General features: G+C 39.5%; 20 protein-coding genes and 1 riboswitch. Of the genes, 3 read left to right on the top strand and 17 right to left on the bottom strand.

Annotated features, from left to right (window positions below):
• Positions 1 to 227: 227 nt before the first annotated feature.
• Complete coding sequence (locus tag IGI42_RS10940; protein ID WP_438717040.1) at positions 228 to 998, top strand: hypothetical protein; 771 nt, start codon at positions 228 to 230, stop codon at positions 996 to 998.
• 44 nt (positions 999 to 1042) lie between these two features.
• On the opposite strand, the gene thiT is transcribed toward IGI42_RS10940, so the two are convergent.
• From thiT to IGI42_RS10925, 3 genes are all read right to left on the bottom strand, one after another.
• Positions 1043 to 1627 carry an energy-coupled thiamine transporter ThiT gene (thiT, locus tag IGI42_RS10935; protein ID WP_438715888.1) on the bottom strand — a complete coding sequence of 195 codons (585 nt, stop codon included), beginning with the start codon at positions 1625 to 1627 and terminating at the stop codon, positions 1043 to 1045.
• Between the two features lie 52 nt (positions 1628 to 1679).
• A riboswitch (TPP riboswitch) is annotated at positions 1680 to 1778 on the bottom strand.
• Between the two features lie 61 nt (positions 1779 to 1839).
• Positions 1840 to 2205 carry a hypothetical protein gene (locus IGI42_RS10930; protein ID WP_438715887.1) on the bottom strand — a complete coding sequence of 122 codons (366 nt, stop codon included), beginning with the start codon at positions 2203 to 2205 and terminating at the stop codon, positions 1840 to 1842.
• A gap of 64 nt (positions 2206 to 2269) precedes the next feature.
• Positions 2270 to 2728 (bottom strand): low molecular weight protein-tyrosine-phosphatase, encoded by a 459-nt coding sequence (locus IGI42_RS10925; protein ID WP_438715885.1) that lies wholly within the window; start codon positions 2726 to 2728, stop codon positions 2270 to 2272.
• 70 nt (positions 2729 to 2798) lie between these two features.
• On the opposite strand from IGI42_RS10925, the gene IGI42_RS10920 reads away from it, so the two are divergent.
• Positions 2799 to 3773, top strand: a complete 975-nt coding sequence (locus tag IGI42_RS10920; protein WP_438715884.1) for a 2-hydroxyacid dehydrogenase family protein — start codon at positions 2799 to 2801, stop codon at positions 3771 to 3773.
• On the opposite strand, the gene IGI42_RS10915 is transcribed toward IGI42_RS10920, so the two are convergent.
• From IGI42_RS10915 to IGI42_RS10870, 10 genes are all read right to left on the bottom strand, one after another.
• Positions 3764 to 4333: a TetR/AcrR family transcriptional regulator gene (locus tag IGI42_RS10915; protein ID WP_438715883.1), complete on the bottom strand. Its 570-nt coding sequence runs from the start codon at positions 4331 to 4333 to the stop codon at positions 3764 to 3766. The genes IGI42_RS10920 and IGI42_RS10915 overlap by 10 nt on opposite strands.
• A gap of 10 nt (positions 4334 to 4343) precedes the next feature.
• A complete protein-coding gene (gene ruvB, locus IGI42_RS10910) occupies positions 4344 to 5342 on the bottom strand; it encodes a Holliday junction branch migration DNA helicase RuvB (protein WP_438715882.1) in 999 nt (332 codons plus the stop codon).
• Between the two features lie 30 nt (positions 5343 to 5372).
• Positions 5373 to 5966, bottom strand: coding sequence for a Holliday junction branch migration protein RuvA (ruvA, locus tag IGI42_RS10905; RefSeq protein ID WP_438715881.1), 594 nt, complete (start codon positions 5964 to 5966; stop codon positions 5373 to 5375).
• A gap of 91 nt (positions 5967 to 6057) precedes the next feature.
• Complete coding sequence (msrB, locus tag IGI42_RS10900) at positions 6058 to 6486, bottom strand: peptide-methionine (R)-S-oxide reductase MsrB (RefSeq protein ID WP_438715880.1); 429 nt, start codon at positions 6484 to 6486, stop codon at positions 6058 to 6060.
• A 62-nt stretch (positions 6487 to 6548) separates the two neighbouring features.
• Positions 6549 to 7106, bottom strand: coding sequence for a Maf family protein (locus IGI42_RS10895; RefSeq protein ID WP_438715879.1), 558 nt, complete (start codon positions 7104 to 7106; stop codon positions 6549 to 6551).
• A gap of 13 nt (positions 7107 to 7119) precedes the next feature.
• Entirely contained in the window at positions 7120 to 9129 is a 2010-nt protein-coding gene (gene mutL, locus IGI42_RS10890) for a DNA mismatch repair endonuclease MutL (RefSeq protein ID WP_438715878.1), read from the bottom strand.
• Between the two features lie 18 nt (positions 9130 to 9147).
• Entirely contained in the window at positions 9148 to 11703 is a 2556-nt protein-coding gene (gene mutS, locus IGI42_RS10885) for a DNA mismatch repair protein MutS (protein WP_438715877.1), read from the bottom strand.
• Positions 11703 to 12065 carry a YlbF family regulator gene (locus IGI42_RS10880; protein WP_438717039.1) on the bottom strand — a complete coding sequence of 121 codons (363 nt, stop codon included), beginning with the start codon at positions 12063 to 12065 and terminating at the stop codon, positions 11703 to 11705. Before IGI42_RS10880 ends, mutS begins: the two co-directional genes overlap by 1 nt.
• Positions 12066 to 12077: 12 nt before the next feature.
• Complete coding sequence (locus tag IGI42_RS10875; protein WP_438715876.1) at positions 12078 to 12872, bottom strand: TIGR00282 family metallophosphoesterase; 795 nt, start codon at positions 12870 to 12872, stop codon at positions 12078 to 12080.
• Positions 12873 to 13067: 195 nt separating this feature from the next.
• On the bottom strand, positions 13068 to 13847 hold the full coding sequence (locus IGI42_RS10870; protein ID WP_438715875.1) for a Cof-type HAD-IIB family hydrolase: 780 nt from the start codon (positions 13845 to 13847) through the stop codon (positions 13068 to 13070).
• Between the two features lie 382 nt (positions 13848 to 14229).
• On the opposite strand from IGI42_RS10870, the gene rpsD reads away from it, so the two are divergent.
• Complete coding sequence (rpsD, locus tag IGI42_RS10865; RefSeq protein ID WP_207671779.1) at positions 14230 to 14841, top strand: 30S ribosomal protein S4; 612 nt, start codon at positions 14230 to 14232, stop codon at positions 14839 to 14841.
• A 132-nt stretch (positions 14842 to 14973) separates the two neighbouring features.
• On the opposite strand, the gene IGI42_RS10860 is transcribed toward rpsD, so the two are convergent.
• From IGI42_RS10860 to IGI42_RS10845, 4 genes are all read right to left on the bottom strand, one after another.
• Complete coding sequence (locus tag IGI42_RS10860; RefSeq protein ID WP_438715874.1) at positions 14974 to 15903, bottom strand: hypothetical protein; 930 nt, start codon at positions 15901 to 15903, stop codon at positions 14974 to 14976.
• A gap of 48 nt (positions 15904 to 15951) precedes the next feature.
• Positions 15952 to 16461, bottom strand: a complete 510-nt coding sequence (locus tag IGI42_RS10855; RefSeq protein ID WP_438715873.1) for a hypothetical protein — start codon at positions 16459 to 16461, stop codon at positions 15952 to 15954.
• Positions 16462 to 16566: 105 nt separating this feature from the next.
• The gene (locus IGI42_RS10850; RefSeq protein WP_438715872.1) at positions 16567 to 17046 is read right to left on the bottom strand and encodes a hypothetical protein; all 480 of its coding nucleotides are present in this window, start codon (positions 17044 to 17046) and stop codon (positions 16567 to 16569) included.
• Between the two features lie 14 nt (positions 17047 to 17060).
• Positions 17061 to 18635 (bottom strand): AAA family ATPase, encoded by a 1575-nt coding sequence (locus IGI42_RS10845; protein ID WP_438715871.1) that lies wholly within the window; start codon positions 18633 to 18635, stop codon positions 17061 to 17063.

Here is an 18635-nt window from a genome sequence, read left to right as displayed (position 1 = left end):
AATCTTTTACTGTAAGATGCTCAATTTACTAGTGTTAAGTTATTTAAAGGAGAATTAATCATTGGTTCATTTTGATCTTTTAAAGTATGTATGAAGATGAAAACTATTTGTGAAAAGTATTGCAATAACGCTTTCAACTGTAATGTAATTTTAAAATAAAAGAAACGAGCTTTTTTTTAATTGATGAGTTAAAATGATGATGACGATGATTGGAGAGGGTGAATGATTTGCTAGACATGCTTTTTGTATATATAGATACTACCAGCAATGCCGTTTTTTCTAAGGGACTTTCCCCAGCGGACTTTGTTGAGGGCATCGTGCATCAACCGGATCATCTACTCTTATTAGACCCCGCTGTCGAAATCGGTGAATTTGACACCCATAGCGGATTGAAGGTCATTAGTGGAACTTACGCTGTCAATCAATTTTTTACGAACAAAAACTTCTCACAATCTACAGCCAATAAGTGGATTGACTTTACAAATCCAGCTTTACTAAAGGAGTTGACACCTTTAGAGATTTCCGAATTGTTGTATTTTGGCCATATGCGTACACATTTGCATTCGCCATTCTTTTATAAGCTCCAAAACAACTTTGTTTATTTCAACTTGGGTAGTGAAACCCTACGTGTATATTATCGCTATTTAGATGAATTCTATCGAATCTTAGCAAATAAAATTACTCGTGTTGCCCTAGAAAAGGTCAACGATAAGCGCTCATTCTTCCGTAAAGGCTCTTCTGTTGCTCATTTAGAAGGAGAAATTTTAAAAGATTTATATCCAATTTTTCAAGAAGGTGCTGTTTTCTGTTTTTCAAAAGCTCAGCTTGAAAATAAATTATATCGCATTCCCATCTATTTATCTGATGAAAAAGGTTGGCGTAAACATCAGCCAAGTTATAAGCAAGATCAAAAAATGGGAACCTTATCTTATGATCTAGGTCGCCAAAAATGGAGTCTGTCCTTAGAAAAAGATGACTTAGCATTTGCCTTTCGTTAAAACGACCACTTTTGCCTTTAATTGACAGAAGTGGTCGTTTATTTTTATCTCGTTTTCATGCCTAATGTTACAGCATCACGTGGCAAAAACAACTGCGGTACTTTTTTCAAAACGCCTATTGCAATTACAGAGGTTACAATCCCCGTCGCCAAACCGCCGGCACCGTTCATCACGAAAGAAAAAATCCAAGGATTCATTCCCCACAATGCGTAACTGCCCCAGAAAACCACTCCAGCAATAAAATGCCAAAAGAAACGTGCACCAGTCCCCGCTAAGCTCCCTAGAATGATGTTTTTAGCTGCCTCTTTCTGATTGTGATCCAGCAGTGCCTGTTGAACTTTAGGTGCATATAATCCAGCAAAACCTGCAAAGGTAAAAGCTACTGGATACTCGATTAGAACTTGTAAAACGCTGAGAAACTGTAGATTTCCTGTGAAATGTAATATTCCCCAAATAAAGGATGAAAGTAAAGCTGGTCGAACTCCTCTTCGCAAAGCAAAAATAGTCATAGGCACCATCCCTAATGAAATTGTAAGGCTACTGCCGATGTTCGAGGGGATGAATGATAGCATATAAGCCAATGCTGCCACTATCGTTCCCTCCACCATAATTCTCGTTTTGTTGTGCATAAAAAAACTCCTCCTTTTTTTGAACATACAGTTCACAAAGGAGAAGTAAATTTATTTACTTCATCACAATTCCTACGCTCGCATGACCGAAACAGGTACCAGGGTTTAGAGTGTCCTCATTCTCAGCCCGAAGGCTCCCCTTTGTGACAGTATTATTCTTTTAGTATTTTTTACTATTACAGTATAGCACATAATTTATTTATTTCAAGCAGTTAGCGTGAAACACTCTCTTGATCGCCATTTGGTGCCAAAGTAGTTACTTTTTTTATGCGATCTACTGTTAACATCTGTAATTGATCATCTTGCGTTCTGATGACCAAAGAATCGTTGCCTACAGTTTTTGGCAGCCAACCAGATACCGTTTCAAATTTTTCTGGATCTTTCTCATGCTGTACTTGTAGAACAACCAAACTATTGTTCAAAGCTGCTAGTCGCAACTGACTCATAATCGTCTCATTCGCTTGTTCTTGTGCACGTTTATCAGCAGAATCGTTTAGAAAATCAGACAAAAAACGGAAAGATGAACTAGAAAAGGCTTTAATTAGATTTTTTTTTGCTTTTTCAGGTTTCTTCTTCATGTCATTTTCCTCCTTGAATGTATTCTGATTTTACTTAAAAGCGGGTTAAAAAACAATACATAGACTATTCTTCAAAAAAAGTTAACCAATAGGGCAACCCATCTTGAATCAAAGCATATGCTTCCTCAAAATCCCCTGTATACCAAGGATCTGGGATATCTTGGTTTTTTTTCCCAGGAACAATGTCTAAGTATAAATAGACTTTTTTGTCCGCTCCTTTTGGTGCTAGCGCCAATAAATCTTCCACATTTTCACGATCCATCCCAATGATCCAATCCGCTGTATAAAAATCATTCGTTGACACTTGACGAGAATGCATCCCTTTTGTACTAATTCCATGTCCTTTCAAAATTTTTTGCGTACCGTGATGTGGTGGATTTCCCACTTCCCAACGACTAGTTGCCGCTGAGTCTATTTTAAATATGTCTAATTTCCCCATTTTTTCAAATTGATCCCGGAAAATAGCCTCTGCCATTGGCGAACGACAGATATTCCCCATACAAACAAACAGAATCGTTTTCATTTGATTGCCTCCTTCAAGCTAAAAAGTGTATTTCGTGCTATAGTCAAATCATAGAAATGAGGTTGATAATATGAGTCGTATTTTTCTTTCTGCTAAAATTCCATCCATCGGTACCAAACTATTGGATAAAGCTGAGTTGGACTATCAAGTTTTTGATGGGACTGGTGTAATTTCTAAAGAGGAGCTTATAGAAAACATCACAGATTGCCAAGTACTAATTTGCCCTTTATCTACTATAGTTGATCAAGCAGTTATTGATCAAGCGCCCAATTTACGTTTGATCGCTAACTTCGGTGCGGGTTTTAACAATATAGATGCTGATTATGCTAAGAAAAAAGGTATCTATGTAACAAACACTCCGATTGTTTCAACCAATGCAACAGCAGAGCTGACTGCTGGTTTGATCATTGCTCTTTCTCGACGAATCGTAGAAGGCGATCGACTGATGCATGGTGCCGGCTTTGACGGCTGGGCTCCTTTATTCTTTTTAGGTAATGAACTAAAGGACAAAACACTAGGAATCATTGGCATGGGACAGATTGGACAGTCCCTAGCAGAAAAAATGTCTGCTTTTGGTATGAAGATTATGTACAGCCAACGGCATCAATTAGATTCAGAACAAGAAAAAGTATTAAAAGTTGAGTTCCACACCCAAAAAGAGGTTATTCAGCAGGCAGATATCCTTTCATTGCATGCTCCATTAACTGATGAAACACGTCATTTATTAAACTATGAAGTCTTTCAACAAATGAAAAATTCCGCTTTTGTTATTAATGCTGCTCGTGGGCCATTAATTGATGAAGAAGCCTTGGTTCAAGCGTTAAATGATCAGCAAATTGCTGGAGCTGCTTTAGATGTTTATGAATTCGAACCAGAAGTAACCGAAACGTTGAAACACTTCGACAACGTAATTTTAACCCCTCACATCGGTAATGCCAGTGTAGAAGCTCGTAATCAAATGGCTGAAATCGTCGTCAAAAATGCGATCGCTTGCGTCCAAGGTAACGCCCTAAACCACATTGTCAATGGTCTTCCTCAGGACTGATCTTGTTCATACAGATGATAGGCAAAAAATTCAATATCTTTAGCAAAACGGAACAGCTGAGCCGCTATGGTAATCGGCTGTTCTTTTGCGTCAGCCAACAGCCAATCTGTGAGAATTCCTCCACACCCATATGCAAGAAAACGCGCATAAAAATCCTTATCTGTATTAGATAATACACTTTCTTGATCCACATCTTCAAACAAACGAATAAATAAGCTTTTCGCCAAACCAATAAACTCTTTAGATAGCACTTCTGGATCAGCTTGCACAGTGTTCAAATAAAATTGATGGGAATACTGCATCTCTTTGAGCATTTCTAATACAGCTTCTTCCCAATTTTCTATCGTCATCACAGGTGATTCTAAATGGTTTAACCCGCATTGATAGTAAGTATAACGTAGCAAGGATTGCTTATCCTTAAAGTGGTAATAAAAGTTTTGACGGTTCACATTTGCTGCCTGACTAATCTCCTGTACAGTCAATTTATCAAAAGGTCGTGTCTGGCACAACAGCAATAATGCCTTGACCAACTGTTTTTTTGCTCCTTTGTCCTCCGCCATTTTTCCACCTCTACTCTATTGGATAATTAAAGTGTTCATACGCCATTGGTGTTACCATACGTCCACGAGGAGTTCGCTTCATGAAACCCTTTTGAATAAGATAAGGTTCATACATGTCTTCAACCGTCTCACGCTCTTCACCGATATTTACAGCTAATGTGCTAAGGCCAACTGGTCCGCCGTTATATAGCTCAATCATCGTCTTTAATAATTTCTGGTCTACGTGATCCAAACCAGCTTGATCAACTTGCAGCAAGCGTAATGCTTGGTCGGCAACCGAACGGTCAATTACTCCATTGGATTGAACTTGAGCAAAATCACGGATACGCTTCAATAGTCGGTTCGCAATCCGAGGAGTTCCACGAGAACGGCGAGCAATCTCAATCGCTCCTTCTTCTACAATTTCCGTATTAAAAATATCCGCTGAGCGTAAAACGATTTCTCGCAAATCATCTTCCTCATAATATTCCATGTGAGAAATAATGCCGAATCGATCCCGCAAAGGTGCTGAGAGCATCCCTGCACGAGTAGTTGCTCCAACTAAAGTAAATGGCGGCAACGGGAAATGAACAGGATGAGCAGTTGCTCCTTGTCCCACCATGATATCCACATAGTAGTCTTCCATCGCAGAATACAACGTTTCTTCTGCTACTCTGGGTAGCCGATGAATTTCATCGATAAATAAAATATCTCCTGGTTCTAATTCATTAAGAATCGCAACTAAGTCCCCAGGACGTTCGATAGCCGGACCACTAGTTGTGCGAATCTTAACACCCATTTCATTAGCAATCACCATGGCCATCGTTGTCTTACCTAAACCGGGAGGACCGTAGAGTAGTACATGATCTAAGGCTTCTTCACGATTTTTTGCTGCCTCAATATAAATTTGCAGTTCCAATTTCACTTTGTCTTGACCAATGTATTGAGAAAGAAACTGAGGACGCAGGGATTTCTCTAAACTTACTTCGATTTCATCTACCTCAGGCGATAAAAGACGTTCATCTTCCAACTTGCTGGCCTCCTTGTATCATTTAATAAACTATTTTTTCATCATAAGTTTCAATGCTGCTCGCAGATACTCGTCAGTGCTTTGATAACTTTCTTTTTCTAGAACTTTTTCTGCTCGTTTGGTTTCTTTTGGACTGTATCCGAGTGCTTGCAACGCTTCGATAGCTTCTGCCAAAGCATTGTCGTCAGTACCTTGATAGAACAGGGACATCGGATTTTCAACCAATTCGGTCAATTTCCCTTTTAGATCTAGGACCATTTGTTGTGCCGTTTTTTTACCGACTCCTGGGAATTTAATCAAGTAGTTTACATCACCCGCTTCAATTGCTTGGATCAAACCTTGATGATCTTCATTAGCCATAATTGCTAAACCACTTTTAGGACCAATACCAGATACTGACAATAACCGCAAAAATAGTTGTTTTTCAGCTAATGTCTCAAATCCAAACAACGAATGGGCATCTTCCCGTATTATCTGCTGAACATAAATAGTGATTGTCTGTTCTAATTTGCTGCTATAGCGATATGGGTTGCCTAATGCGATCTGATAGCCCACCCCCTGCACATCTAAGACCACATAAGCTGGACTAATGTATGTAAGTTTTCCTGTAATATATTCGTACATGTCTTTTCCTTTCTGTACATATGTTCTCATCATTTTAGCACAAATGAGCGAGACAAAAAAGACCGGGGCAATTTGTCCCGATCATTGAGTGTTATTCTACGTCATTTTTATATTCGCTATACCCTTGATCATCCATTTCATCGTAAGGGATGAAGCGCAAAGCTGCGGAATTGATACAATAACGTAAACCGCCCTTATCTGCTGGACCGTCGGTGAAAACATGGCCTAAATGGGAGTCAGCTTCTTTGCTACGAACTTCGACACGATGCATGCCATGAGAAAAATCAGCTTTCTCCTTTACACCACGTTTTTCCAAAGGTTTAGAAAAAGCGGGCCAACCGCATCCAGCATCATATTTATCACTGGAGGAAAAAAGCGGTTCACCGCTTACGATATCGACATAAATTCCTTTTTTGTAGAAGTTGTCGTATTTGCCTGTGAAAGGTCGTTCTGTCGCATTTTCTTGAGTAACAGCATACTCTACTGGTGAAAGCTTCTTTTTCAAATCTGCTTGTTCCATCTTTCATCACGCTCCTTTACATTCATAGTAAGAGCCAGTGTCAAAAAACACGAATTCTTTGCCTAAAAAGTGAAGCTTTTTAACATTTGATTTACTTTTCCAACCGGAAAACCTACAATGCTGTAGTAGTCCCCTTCGATTTTTTTTACAAAAACACCCGCTTGGTGCTGAATACCGTAAGCACCTGCTTTATCTTTATAATCACCAGTATCCAGATAACCTTCAATTTCTTCTTTGGAGAGAGTATAGAACGTGACTGTTGCCGAGGTTAAGGCTTCTTTCACCTGACCACCTTGACGTATAACAACAGCTGTATAGACTACATGACTGCCGCCACTCATGTCAGCTAGCATATCGTAAGCATCTTGGCGGTCTTTCGGCTTGCCCAAGATTTTATTCTCCATCACAACAACTGTATCAGAAGCAATAACCAAATCCTGCGGGTGTTTCTCAGCAATCACAGCAGCTTTTTGGCGAGCCATTTCTTGAACATAGCCTTTTGGTGTATGCTCAGGCTTGATTTCTTCATCTACATCAGCAGGCTGAACCTCGAATTCTGGAATCAACCAAGTCAGCAATTCTTTACGTCTTGGAGATTGTGAGGCTAAGATAACAGACATTTTTTTCGCTCCTTTAATGTGGATCTTGAATCCGTTTGAACAAGTGTTCCATGTCGCTGTTACTGAAATGAATCAATACTGGTCGGCCATGAGGACAATTAAACGGATTTTCGCATTTTGCTAAATCAGTTAATAAAACACGAGCTTGCGCCTCGTTCAAATGATGGTTCGCTTTGATGGATCGCTTGCAGCTCATCATAATGGCCGTAGCCTCGCGGAATTTCTTCACGCTGACTGATCCGGTAACTAGCAACATATCAATCATTTCCCGAACAATGCTTTCCTCTTGCCCGGCTGGATACCACGTCGGATGAGCTCGTACAACAAAGCTATTAGGACCAAATTCTTCTAAATAAATACCCACTTTTTCTAACAATTCTTTTTGTTCTTTTAGCTTGATTGCATCGTTGTTAGGATAATCTAGGACAAACGGAACTAGCAGCTCCTGCAGATCATCAGTAACATCTCCGATTTTTTCCCGAAAATACTCATATTTAATCCGCTCTTGTGCAGCATGTTGATCGATGATGTATAGCCCTTCTTTGCTTTGAGCAAACAAATAGGTGCCGTGCATTTGACCGAAGTATTCCAGCATCGGGAAACGTTCTTGGGGCTGCTCATTGGTTAATTTGTTGATGGCCTTTTCGACTTCTCGCTCTCCTGATAGGGTGCTTAAATCAAATTCAGGATGTTCAGCTGCTTCCTGTAATTCTTCTGCCTCGTCTTTTAAGGTTTGTCCAGCCCCTTCTGACGTTTCTTTATTTTCATCTATCTCAGCAGATGACTGTTGAAATACAGCCCTGGTTTCCTCAATAATCGAAGTAGATAGTGTTGAAGTTTGGAAGTCCGTTTCACACTTTGGTTTTGAAGAATCTTCCACTTTTTGATCCATATAAAAACGGCCTGTCTCAGGGTTAAAGCTTAATCCACTTTTTTTGCCAATTGGTTGTTCCAAAGCTAGGTCCAATTGTTCCGTTTTCGGCGAGTCTACTTTACGCTTAAAACTAGGTGATTCACTTGCATCTGGAATCAGATTCACTTGTCGTAGGCCCTCTGAAATAGTTTGACTGATTAATGTCATTAATTCTTTTTCTTTTGATAGACGTACCTCTTGCTTCGTAGGATGCACATTCACATCTACTAGTAGTGGATCCATCTCGATCTCAATAACCGCTATTGGAAAGCGGCCTACCATCAGCTTTGACTGATAGCCATTCACAATAGCCTTGTTTAGGGCATAATTTTTAATGTACCGACCATTGATGATAATAGACAAGTAATTTCGACTTGCTCTGGTCACTTCTGGTAATGAAATATAGCCCTTCAAAGAAAAGTCCAAATCCTGCGCCGTGATTTCTAACATTTTTTTGGCAATACTGATACCGTATATCCCAGCAAGTGCTTGTTTCAAATCACCATTACCACTAGTTGACAGCATCTTGTGCCCATCATGAACTAAGCGAAAAGCAATATTGGGATGACTTAATGCCATACGGTTGACAATATCACCTACATTAGCTAATTCTGTCTGTAAGCTTTTCACATATTTCAAACGAGCAGGAGTGTTGAAAAATAAATTCTCTACAGTAATCTTTGTACCAGTCCGCAAAGCTGTCGGACGATGCTCTTCAATTTTTCCGCCCTTTAAATATAAATATGAACCTTGACTCTCTTCAGCAGTTGCTGTTTCCAGTGTTAATTCTGAAACTGAAGCGATTGAGGGCAATGCCTCTCCCCGAAACCCAAGTGTACGAATACGGAACAAATCATCTCGGTTATGAATCTTACTGGTAGCGTGACGCTTAAAGGCATTTTTCACGTCATCTTGACTGATCCCTTCCCCATTATCTATAACTTGAATTTTTTTCAAACCTGCTTCTTCAATTAAAATATCTATTTGCGTAGCATGGGCATCGATGGCATTTTCCACTAGCTCTTTTACCACTGACGCTGGTCGTTCCACCACTTCACCAGCAGCGATTTGATTGGCCAGACGTTCGGATAATTCTTGGATTTTCCCCATCGTATCCCTCCTTAATGGTTAAATATGTTTCTGCAATTCGTACAGTAAGTTTAGTGCATCCATTGGAGTCATTTCCAGTAAGTTGGCTTTCTTCAAACGGTCAATAACACCCAACTCAGCGGTAGAGACTTCCGTAAATAAAGAAAGCTGTTCATTTTCCTCTTCCACAATTTGAGTCTGAGTTGTAGGGCTATCAGCCTCCAGCGCTGCTAGGATAGTTGCCGCTCGCGAAAGTAAGTCCGTTGGCATTCCAGCAATCTTTGCGACATGAATCCCATAACTTTTATCTGCTGGACCATCCATTAATTTGTGTAAAAAGACGACTTCGCCATTTTGCTCAACTGCGCCCACGTGAACATTTTTCAATTCAGGTAGTTGTTCCTCCAGCACGGTTAATTCATGGTAATGAGTAGAAAATAGTGTTTTAGCTTTTACATTTTTGTGAATGTATTCAATGATTGCTTGTGCCAAGGCCATCCCGTCATAAGTAGCGGTTCCACGCCCTAGCTCGTCAAAAAGAATCAAGCTGTTCGGTGTGGCATGACGAAGAGCCTGATTAGCTTCCATCATTTCTACCATGAAGGTTGACTGGCCAGCAATCAAATCATCACTAGCGCCTATTCGAGTAAAGATTTGATCAAAAATCGGCATTTCTGCGCTTTCTGCTGGTACAAAACACCCCATTTGGGTCATAATCACTGTCAATGCTAATTGACGCATATAAGTACTTTTCCCAGACATATTCGGACCCGTAATTAACAGAATCATTTCATCAGGATTCATGTGTACGCTATTAGGAATATATTCCTGATGTCCTAGCACTTTTTCAACTACCGGATGACGCCCCTCTTTAATTTGTAAGTCATGACTGTTGGCTTTGATCTCCGGTTGAATATATTGATAACGTTCGCTAACTGTGGCAAAGCTCTGTAACACATCTGTAGCACTGAGGCTTTTAGCTAATTTTTGCAAGCGAGTAATTGCCTTTTTTACTTCGTCTCGAACAGTTAAAAACAGATTATATTCTAAAGCAACGGATTTTTCCTCTGCTTCCAAAATAAGTGTTTCTAATTTTTTCAATTCTGGCGTAATAAAACGTTCTGCGTTAGTTAAGGTTTGTTTACGTTCGTACTTGCCTTCTTCTAAATTAGGTAAATTGGCTTTAGTAATTTCTATATAATAACCAAAAACACGATTATAGCCCACTTTTAACGTCTTGATCCCTGTTGCTTGGCGCTCACGAGACTCCAACTCCGCCAGCCAAGTTTTACCGTTCTTCATAGCTGCTCGGTATTCATCTAATTGTTCGTTATAACCGTCTTTGATTACATTGCCTTCTGTAATTTGTAAAGGAGCGTCTTCATTAATGGACTGGTCAATTAGTTCAACTAAATCATCCATTGGCTCCATATCTATCAATAAATCGTTCCATTCTCCTTGATTGACTCCCTGTAAAAGTTCACGGATTCGCGGAACTTGTATCAATGACGTCTTCAATTGGATCAAGTCGCGTCCATTTACATTTCCGAAAGCTACGCGACCAGCTAAACGTTCTAAATCATAAACTCTAGTCAATGTTTCATTTAAATCCATTCGCTCAAAATAAGCATTCAACAAAGAGGCTGCCATTGCTTGACGAGCTTGGATTTGACGTTTTTGAATCAATGGACGATCAATCCACTGTTTCAACAATCGTCCCCCCATCGCTGTTTTAGTTTCATCCAGCAACCAGAGTAAAGTCCCTTGTTTTTTACCAGTTCGAATTGACCGAGTTAATTCTAAGTTTGTCTTAGAAAAATAATCCAATTTCAAGAAATGCTCTGGTTGATATTCTTCAGCTTTTTGGATGTGTCCTAAGCTACGTTTTTGAGTAACCGCTAAATAAGTTAACAGCTTGCCAGTGGCTTCTTTTTCTAAAGGATGCTCGATATCTGCAGTTAAAAAACTAAATTCAGCATTGTCTTCAATCGTTTCCTGACTTGAAAAAACCAAGCCTAAACGTTCTTCTAGATTTTTGTGCAATTCAGCGGGGATTTCACTGCCTAGAATCAATTCTTTTGTCTGTAGAGCAGTAGCTTCGTTCATAACTGCTTCTTCATCTTGCAATAAGGCAGTCTTCAATTCCCCAGTTGAAAGATCAGCATAAGCAAATCCAAATTGCTGACCTGACTGGACAACTGCTGTTAAAAAATTGTTAGCCTTGGCATCAATACCTTTGCCTTCCATCAATGTTCCAGGTGTAATTAGCTGAACTACTTCGCGTTTCACCATCCCTTTTGCTTCTTTAGGATCTTCCATTTGCTCACAAATCGCAACTTTATAGCCTTGTTCTACTAAGGTATCAATGTAGCCTTGTGCAGAGTGATGAGGGACGCCGCACATAGGGATGGGCTCATCAGCATTGCGATTTCGACTAGTTAAAGTTAGTTCCAACAGCTGAGCCACTTGAATAGCATCTTCGTAAAATAATTCATAGAAGTCACCGAGACGATAAAATAGAAAAGCGTCCTTGTATTGATTTTTGATCTTTAAATATTGTTCCATCATTGGGGTGTTTTTCGTTTTCTGAGGCATTATTGCTCCTCCTCTAGTGCTTGATTAATTTCAGTTTGGATCATCGAGGTCAAATGATGCAGTAAATCGTTCGCTTCAGCTAATTGCTCTCGATAGGATGTCACCAGTGGATGTTGTTCCATTTGTTTAGTTAACGCATCCGCTTTTTTCACAGCCTCTTTCTCGGCAATCGGCTTATCATAATGAGCAAAGTGTACCGCATCTTTTTGCGCTTGCTTAATTTCTTCTTGCAGCGTATGTAAAGACGTGTTCGCGTCTACTCGACTTTTGATAGTCTGGTAGCTGCGAATCACGTCATTTTCAGCCAAAAGGCTAGTTAACTTATCTAAAGCAACTTGAACCTCAGTTTCATTTGTTAAAATTGTTGTTCACTCCTATTCACGAAACGGACGATCGTCACTGATTTGAACAGCTTCAATTTTTTGTGCCATCCCATTTTTATCCAGATCGATCACACAAGCAGATAGAACCGATCGGCCGTTTTCAATTACCTCAAAACGTTGCGGCATTGCTGTTAAAAATTTTTCTATTATTGGTTCTTTTTTCATCCCCAAAATACCATCATACGGTCCTGTCATGCCTACATCAGTCATATATGCCGTCCCTTTAGGTAAAATGCGAGAATCATTGGTTTGCACATGAGTATGAGTGCCGACTACCGCAGACACACGACCATCCAAATACCAACCCATCGCTTGCTTTTCACTAGTTGTTTCCCCATGAAAATCAACAAAAATAAACGGTGTTCGCGCACGAGCCTCTTCAAGCAGCTGATCAGCCTTGCGAAATGGATCATCCAAATCTACCATAAATGATCGAGCTTGCAAATTGATAATCGCAATTTCTTCAGTGTTTATCTTTACAAATGCCATCCCCTGACCTGCGGTGCCTTCAGGAAAATTCGCAGGACGGACCAATGTTTTCGCATCATGAATAAACTCAAAAATCGCCTTATTGTCCCATGTGTGATTTCCCATTGTAACAATATCTACTCCATCTTGTAAAAAACCCTTATAAATTTTCTCCGTAATTCCTCGACCAGCTGCTGCGTTTTCACCATTGACAATCGTCAACTGCGGATGATATTTCTTCTTCAAACGCGGCAAATAATCACTGATCATCTTTCTCCCCAACGTACCAACAACATCCCCTACAAATAATAACCGCACATTTTTTCCCCTTCTCTAGTTAACATCTTGTACTATTATAGTAGTTTTCTCACAGAATTGCGAATCTATCTTGACACAAATAACTGATTATTCGTTTTTGTCCAAGCTTTTCTTAGAGGTTTAATTTGCATCATTTGTGCTAACTTTTTAGACCTAAAAAAAGATCGGCTTTCGCCGACCTCAAGTGTTCTCTTATTAGTGGACCAACTCTAATTTTCGCAGGGCTTTATAGATACCATCTTGATCATTACTATCAGTAACGATATTTGCTGCTTCTTGCACATGAGAAGCGGCGTTGCCCATCGCAATTCCTGTACCAGCTAAACGTAGCATTTCTACATCGTTGTTGCCATCCCCAAATGTGATTACATGTTCTGGGGCAATTCCTACTTTTTGAGCTAGGGCTAAAATTGTTTCAGCCTTGGAACCGTGACGTGGGATAATGTCCACGCTGTTTTTATGCCAACGGACAAAGCGGAACTCTGGAAAGGCGTTGGAAAATTCTTCATCCATTGAGGAATCAAAAAAGACACAGCCTTGATAAACTTCGTGACGACTCAAGAATTCTGGTTCATATTGGGGCATTACACCGCCAAATGAATCCATCGCGTTGGCAACTAATGGAACATCAAAATCCGTAACGCGACCAATGGAATCTAAACCAAATAAGGATACGTCTTTTTGGCGTTCTTTAGCAAAATCAATTAAACGAACCAGCGCTTCACGATCCAAGAGATGTTTATAAATTTGTTCGTGATCTAAAAATGCTGCGGAGCCATTGCACACGATATAATTGCTGCATCCTAACTTATGAATCACTTCACCCGCTAGTAAACGTGAGCGTCCAGTCGCAATAATGACTAAGTGACCCGCTTGACGAAGTGCCTGCAATGCTTTCATTGTGCTTTCCAACGGTTTTCTTTGACTGTTTAACAACGTACCATCAATGTCTAGTGCAATTAGTTTTCTTTCCATTCCACTTCTCCATATTATGTATTTGCCTTCTATAAATAACTGTGCATGTAGTGCTATTTTAGTGAAAGTTTGTGAAATATGCAAAACAATTTAATGGAAACACACCGAAAATCCACAATTGTTACGAATTCCTAAAGAGATTCTTAAGAATAAGGGATTAATTCAAGCTTGACGAACCTTATCAATATCGGTTATACTGAACTTTGTGTAAAATAATGCAGCAGAAAAATAATAGCCCGTCACCAGTTCGTTGCCTTGAGAATTTCAGGTTCAATTGTGTAACCGCGGCTGCAAAGGTGAAGATTGAAGAACGAACTACACGGATGTGAATTTTTCAACGGATTATTTTACTCCAAATACAATTTATTGGAGGAATTTTTAAATGTCTCGTTATACAGGACCATCATGGAAACAGTCTCGTCGTCTTGGTATTTCTTTATCAGGAACAGGCAAAGAATTAGCACGTCGCCCTTATGCACCAGGTCAACATGGACCAAACAGCCGTGGCAAAAAATCAGAATACGGCTTGCAAATGGCTGAAAAACAAAAACTACGTTTCACTTACGGCTTAAATGAACGTCAATTCCGTAACATGTTCGTACGCGCTAGCAAAATCAAAGAAGGTAAACACGGTGTTAACTTCATGATCTTACTAGAACGTCGTTTGGACAATGTTGTTTATCGCTTAGGTTTGGCTTCAACTCGTCGCCAAGCTCGTCAATTAGTTAACCACGGCCATGTTATGGTTGATGGCAAACGCGTTGACATCCCTTCATACGAAGTAGAAGTTGGCCAAGTAATCTCTATCCGCGAAAAATCTCGCAACATGGTTACTGTTAAAGCAGCTGTTGAATCTGCATTAGGTCGTCCAGCTTTCGTAAGCTTTGATGATGAAAAATTAGAAGGTTCATTAACTCGTTTACCAGAACGTGACGAATTGAACCCAGATATCGACGAAGCGCTAGTCGTTGAATACTACAACAAATTACTTTAAGATTATTTACAAAAAACCAAAATCCTTATATTTAGGGTTTTGGTTTTTTTATTGGAAAAAGCGCAGTGAAGCGGGAAATCATTATTATCCCCTTTCACTGCGCTTTTCTTATTTATTCAATTTTAAAGCGATTTAAGCATGCTGCCACCCATTCACTGGGCTGAAATTAACATGCAAATATTCTTTCCCATCCAGAGTGATATATAGTTGATAAGTTGGCATGCCATCAATGGTAGTCGATCCAGTATTTTCAATTCTACTAATTTGCACATCAGGATTTTGCTGCTTAATCAACGCTTCATAATTAGAAGCTGGTGCAGCTGAAAGAGCAACCACCTTAGCAAGCTGGATCATCTGCTCATGTGTTGGCGTCTGATTGATGCCTAAGTCTTTTGCGGATTCTATAATCTGTTCATCAGAAACTGCTTGAACAAATGCTGGACTCCATTGCAATTCGGCAGCGGGATTAGGCTCACCTAGTTCTTCGTAATACTTATCCGTTCCAACAAAATTTTTCCAATCGGTCGCAATCGAACTGGTTGACCCCGAAGCTGTTTCAGTGTAGACCTTTGACCAGCTTGAATCCTTCGAAAACTCAATTAGTCCTTCAGAATTCTCTCGCCAGTATCCTAGTGGTGCATTTTCTGTTTCTCCTTGGTTCAATATTTCTTCTGTGTCATATCGTACACTATTATCAGTTGTATCAAATATAAGTGGCATTAGCCCCCAAAAGGCTCCTGCGCTGTGTTCGTAACGACCCTCTACTTTTTTCACTAAGACAGCTGGACTATAATTTTCGATATCGCTCAGACCACTATTCATTACTTGCACGATTCTATCTATATACTCCTCAGACAACCCTTCATCTGATTGACCTACTTGAGAGACACTCGAAGTGGTCAGATTTTCTTTTTCTAGCTGTGATGAGCTTTTTTTAGTCGATCCCATAGAAACGGTAGCAGTCTCTTTTGTAGTATCTTGTGTCTCCCTCGATTCAGTTGCACACCCCGACAAAACTAAAATAGCTAATGCCAAAATAAGTCTATTCATCTTTTTATCCATTTTTATCACCCTTAGATCACTTTTTCAAAAGAATTTTATTTGCAGTTGTTAAAAGCTTGCTACTTCCATTTTTCCAACAACATCCTCATACAAGATTGAAGTGTGTTTGTCGTAATAAAGAAGAGCGAGTGCTGCAGACCCGCTTGGTGCAGTTGTTCCAGATTCTCTTAGTTGCAAATCATACCCGTTGTCATCCGAACTAATCACCACGACAAAAAGTTTTTCAGCTGGCATCCCTGAACGAGCGGCATACCGACTTATAATCTCCGCCTTGATTTCTTCTTCGGTTTTTGGCTGAACTGGTTCTAGTTGCTGCTCTACAGGTATCTCTTCTAGTGATGCAGTGCTCTCAGGCACTGTCAAGTTTTCTTCTTCCTTACTTGAACTTGACGAAACAGTTGAGGTTGAAGTAACACTGGCAGATTCTTCAGTGACTATTTCACTTTTACTGGAGTACGTTGAATTCCCACTAGACTCATTACTAGTATTTTCTTTTGTACATGCTGACAAGCCAACACAAACAGCGGCAACTAACACAAACAAATATTTTTTCTTCAATTCTATTCCCCTTTTCTCTATTCCCAACCAAAAATGCTGGTATAGGATACGCTGAACTAAAACTGAACAGGGCTTTTTTAATACATTGTCTTATAACACAATATATTATCTGATGACCGCTACCGAACCATCTTCCGAAATAGCTCGACAACAATCCGTGTAAACTTCGATAAATTGGTAACCGCCATGGTAAGCAAGTGAACGAGCTTTTTCCATTCCATCGGGAAGGATATTGCCGCTTTTATAATGCTCGATAATTTGTAAATTGTAAGACAAGGTGTGAACTTCATAAGGCGTTCCTAAATAGCATTTAGAAACATATCCGATTAACAAACCACCTAATTCAATCTCTGGAAACTCCTTTTTGATGACCTCAACTATTCTTTCAAACTGCGGCTTACTCATAGTTGCACCTGAAGCGTCTAACTGACCTAAAGCTGCAAGATATTCAGTTGACCGTCTTTTTCTCAGCAATCGATCAACTACTAAGGGGTCTTGTGTTTTATGCCTTGGTTTATTAACAGATGCTGACAAATGATTTTGATTTTTCTTCTGTTCAGAATGATTTAAAAATACTCTAGGCATTCATTTTCTCCTCCTTAAACTAATACTTTTCTAGTTTTGAAGTTCTTTTTCTCTATTTCTAGAGATTCTGATCCAATTGGATGTCCAGATGCTGGAACAGCTCTGGTTTTTCCCCACTCACGGATAGACTCGATCTTTTCAGGAGAAGTCTGAGACAATGGTACAACGTTTTGAAAAGTTTCAATAATTGTCCCTTGGGTGACCTTAAATTCGTCTGAAGCGATTGAATTGTAGGCAATTTCCCTGACTGCGGATTCTAAATCAGCTCCAGTAAATCCATCAGTAATTTCGACGATTCGCTTAGCAAATTCTCCTTCAAACTTAAGTTTCAGATACTTAGCCATGTAAATGCTCAAGATTTCCGCACGCTCATCACTTGTTGGCAAATCGACAAAGAAAAGCTCATCAAATCTTCCTCTTCGAAGCAATTCAGATGGAAGCTTGCTGACATCATTTGCAGTTGCTACGACAAATACCTGCTTCTTACTTTCTTGCAGCCAAAAGAGGAATTGTCCAACCATTCGTGTCGAAACACCCCCATCATTTGCTCCAGCTGCCCCAGCTAACCCTTTTTCAATTTCATCAATCCACAATACACAAGGAGACACATGCTCTGCTGTTGTTAAGGCATCTTTTAGTTGTTGTTCAGATTGACCTACATAACTTCCTTGAACAGTAGCAAAATCCAAACGATACAATGGAAGCTTCCAATTTGCTGCGATTGATTTTGCCGACAAAGATTTACCACAACCGGGCACGCCTACCAACAAAATGCCTCTCGGTGATTGAAGCCCTCTTTTTTTCATTTCATTCCGTTTTTCCGGTGTTAATAATTCTTTTTTTACGTTCAACCATTTTCTTAGTCCGGATAATCCCCCAACATTTTTTACATTTTCATCAACATCAATTTTTTCTAATCCAGAAATATCAGAAAATAAGCGATCTTTTGAGGATCGAACTTCGTCAATATCTTGTTTCTTTATCTCCTTATTTGCAATCAAAGAGGCAATAATATTTTCCGTTTCTATCCGAGTTACTCCTGCCAACAGTGAAGCTACTTCACGAATATCAGAATCTTCCCATTCGATTGGGATTTCATTTCGATAATCGTCAATATAGTCTTTAACAATCTCATACATTTCATTTTCGTCAGGTGAATCAACCTTGATTAGCATTCCTAATCGCTGTAATTGACTCCAAACAGTATGATTCGTAAAGACGATAATTGAGCCACCTGTCTCGTTTGCTAAAGTTACCAGATCTAGAATTTGTTTCGATTCACTATTGTCAGAAGATAGGTCTGGTACTTCTGTCAATATCATCGTCACATTCTCTTTACGTTTCATTTGATCACTCATAAAATCAATTGCACTATAAAATGATTTGTCTTCACTCATTGACTGACCTGTCGTTAAATCATAGACACCTTTTGAAAGAGTATGGACATAAAAACTCAATGTTAAGTCCTGCGCAACTTCATTCAACATTTCAAGAGTTCTAGAACGTTCCACTGTATTTATTGTGATAAAAGGAATTCTTGCAATGGAATATCTTCTCATCAGATCTTTTACTTCATTTACCGCAGCCAT

It is taken from the genome of Enterococcus sp. AZ109, assembly GCF_051714625.1.
Lineage (GTDB): Bacteria > Bacillota > Bacilli > Lactobacillales > Enterococcaceae > Enterococcus_A.
The sequence above is the reverse complement of the archived record's forward strand: the minus strand, read 5'-3'. Positions and strand labels throughout refer to the sequence as shown.

Bases quoted from the DNA above. Each gene is read 5' to 3' on its own strand.
- thiT (WP_438715888.1), bottom strand. From the start codon at position 1,627: ATGCACAACAAAACGAGAATTATGGTGGAGGGAACGATAGTGGCAGCA.
- IGI42_RS10930 (WP_438715887.1), bottom strand. From the start codon at position 2,205: ATGAAGAAGAAACCTGAAAAAGCAAAAAAAAATCTAATTAAAGCCTTT.
- IGI42_RS10925 (WP_438715885.1), bottom strand. From the start codon at position 2,728: ATGAAAACGATTCTGTTTGTTTGTATGGGGAATATCTGTCGTTCGCCA.
- IGI42_RS10920 (WP_438715884.1), top strand. From the start codon at position 2,799: ATGAGTCGTATTTTTCTTTCTGCTAAAATTCCATCCATCGGTACCAAA.
- IGI42_RS10915 (WP_438715883.1), bottom strand. From the start codon at position 4,333: ATGGCGGAGGACAAAGGAGCAAAAAAACAGTTGGTCAAGGCATTATTG.
- ruvA (WP_438715881.1), bottom strand. From the start codon at position 5,966: ATGTACGAATATATTACAGGAAAACTTACATACATTAGTCCAGCTTAT.
- msrB (WP_438715880.1), bottom strand. From the start codon at position 6,486: ATGGAACAAGCAGATTTGAAAAAGAAGCTTTCACCAGTAGAGTATGCT.
- IGI42_RS10895 (WP_438715879.1), bottom strand. From the start codon at position 7,106: ATGTCTGTTATCTTAGCCTCACAATCTCCAAGACGTAAAGAATTGCTG.
- mutL (WP_438715878.1), bottom strand. From the start codon at position 9,129: ATGGGGAAAATCCAAGAATTATCCGAACGTCTGGCCAATCAAATCGCT.
- mutS (WP_438715877.1), bottom strand. From the start codon at position 11,703: ATGCCTCAGAAAACGAAAAACACCCCAATGATGGAACAATATTTAAAG.
- IGI42_RS10870 (WP_438715875.1), bottom strand. From the start codon at position 13,847: ATGGAAAGAAAACTAATTGCACTAGACATTGATGGTACGTTGTTAAAC.
- rpsD (WP_207671779.1), top strand. From the start codon at position 14,230: ATGTCTCGTTATACAGGACCATCATGGAAACAGTCTCGTCGTCTTGGT.
- IGI42_RS10860 (WP_438715874.1), bottom strand. From the start codon at position 15,903: ATGGATAAAAAGATGAATAGACTTATTTTGGCATTAGCTATTTTAGTT.
- IGI42_RS10850 (WP_438715872.1), bottom strand. From the start codon at position 17,046: ATGCCTAGAGTATTTTTAAATCATTCTGAACAGAAGAAAAATCAAAAT.
- IGI42_RS10845 (WP_438715871.1), bottom strand. From the start codon at position 18,635: ATGGCTGCGGTAAATGAAGTAAAAGATCTGATGAGAAGATATTCCATT.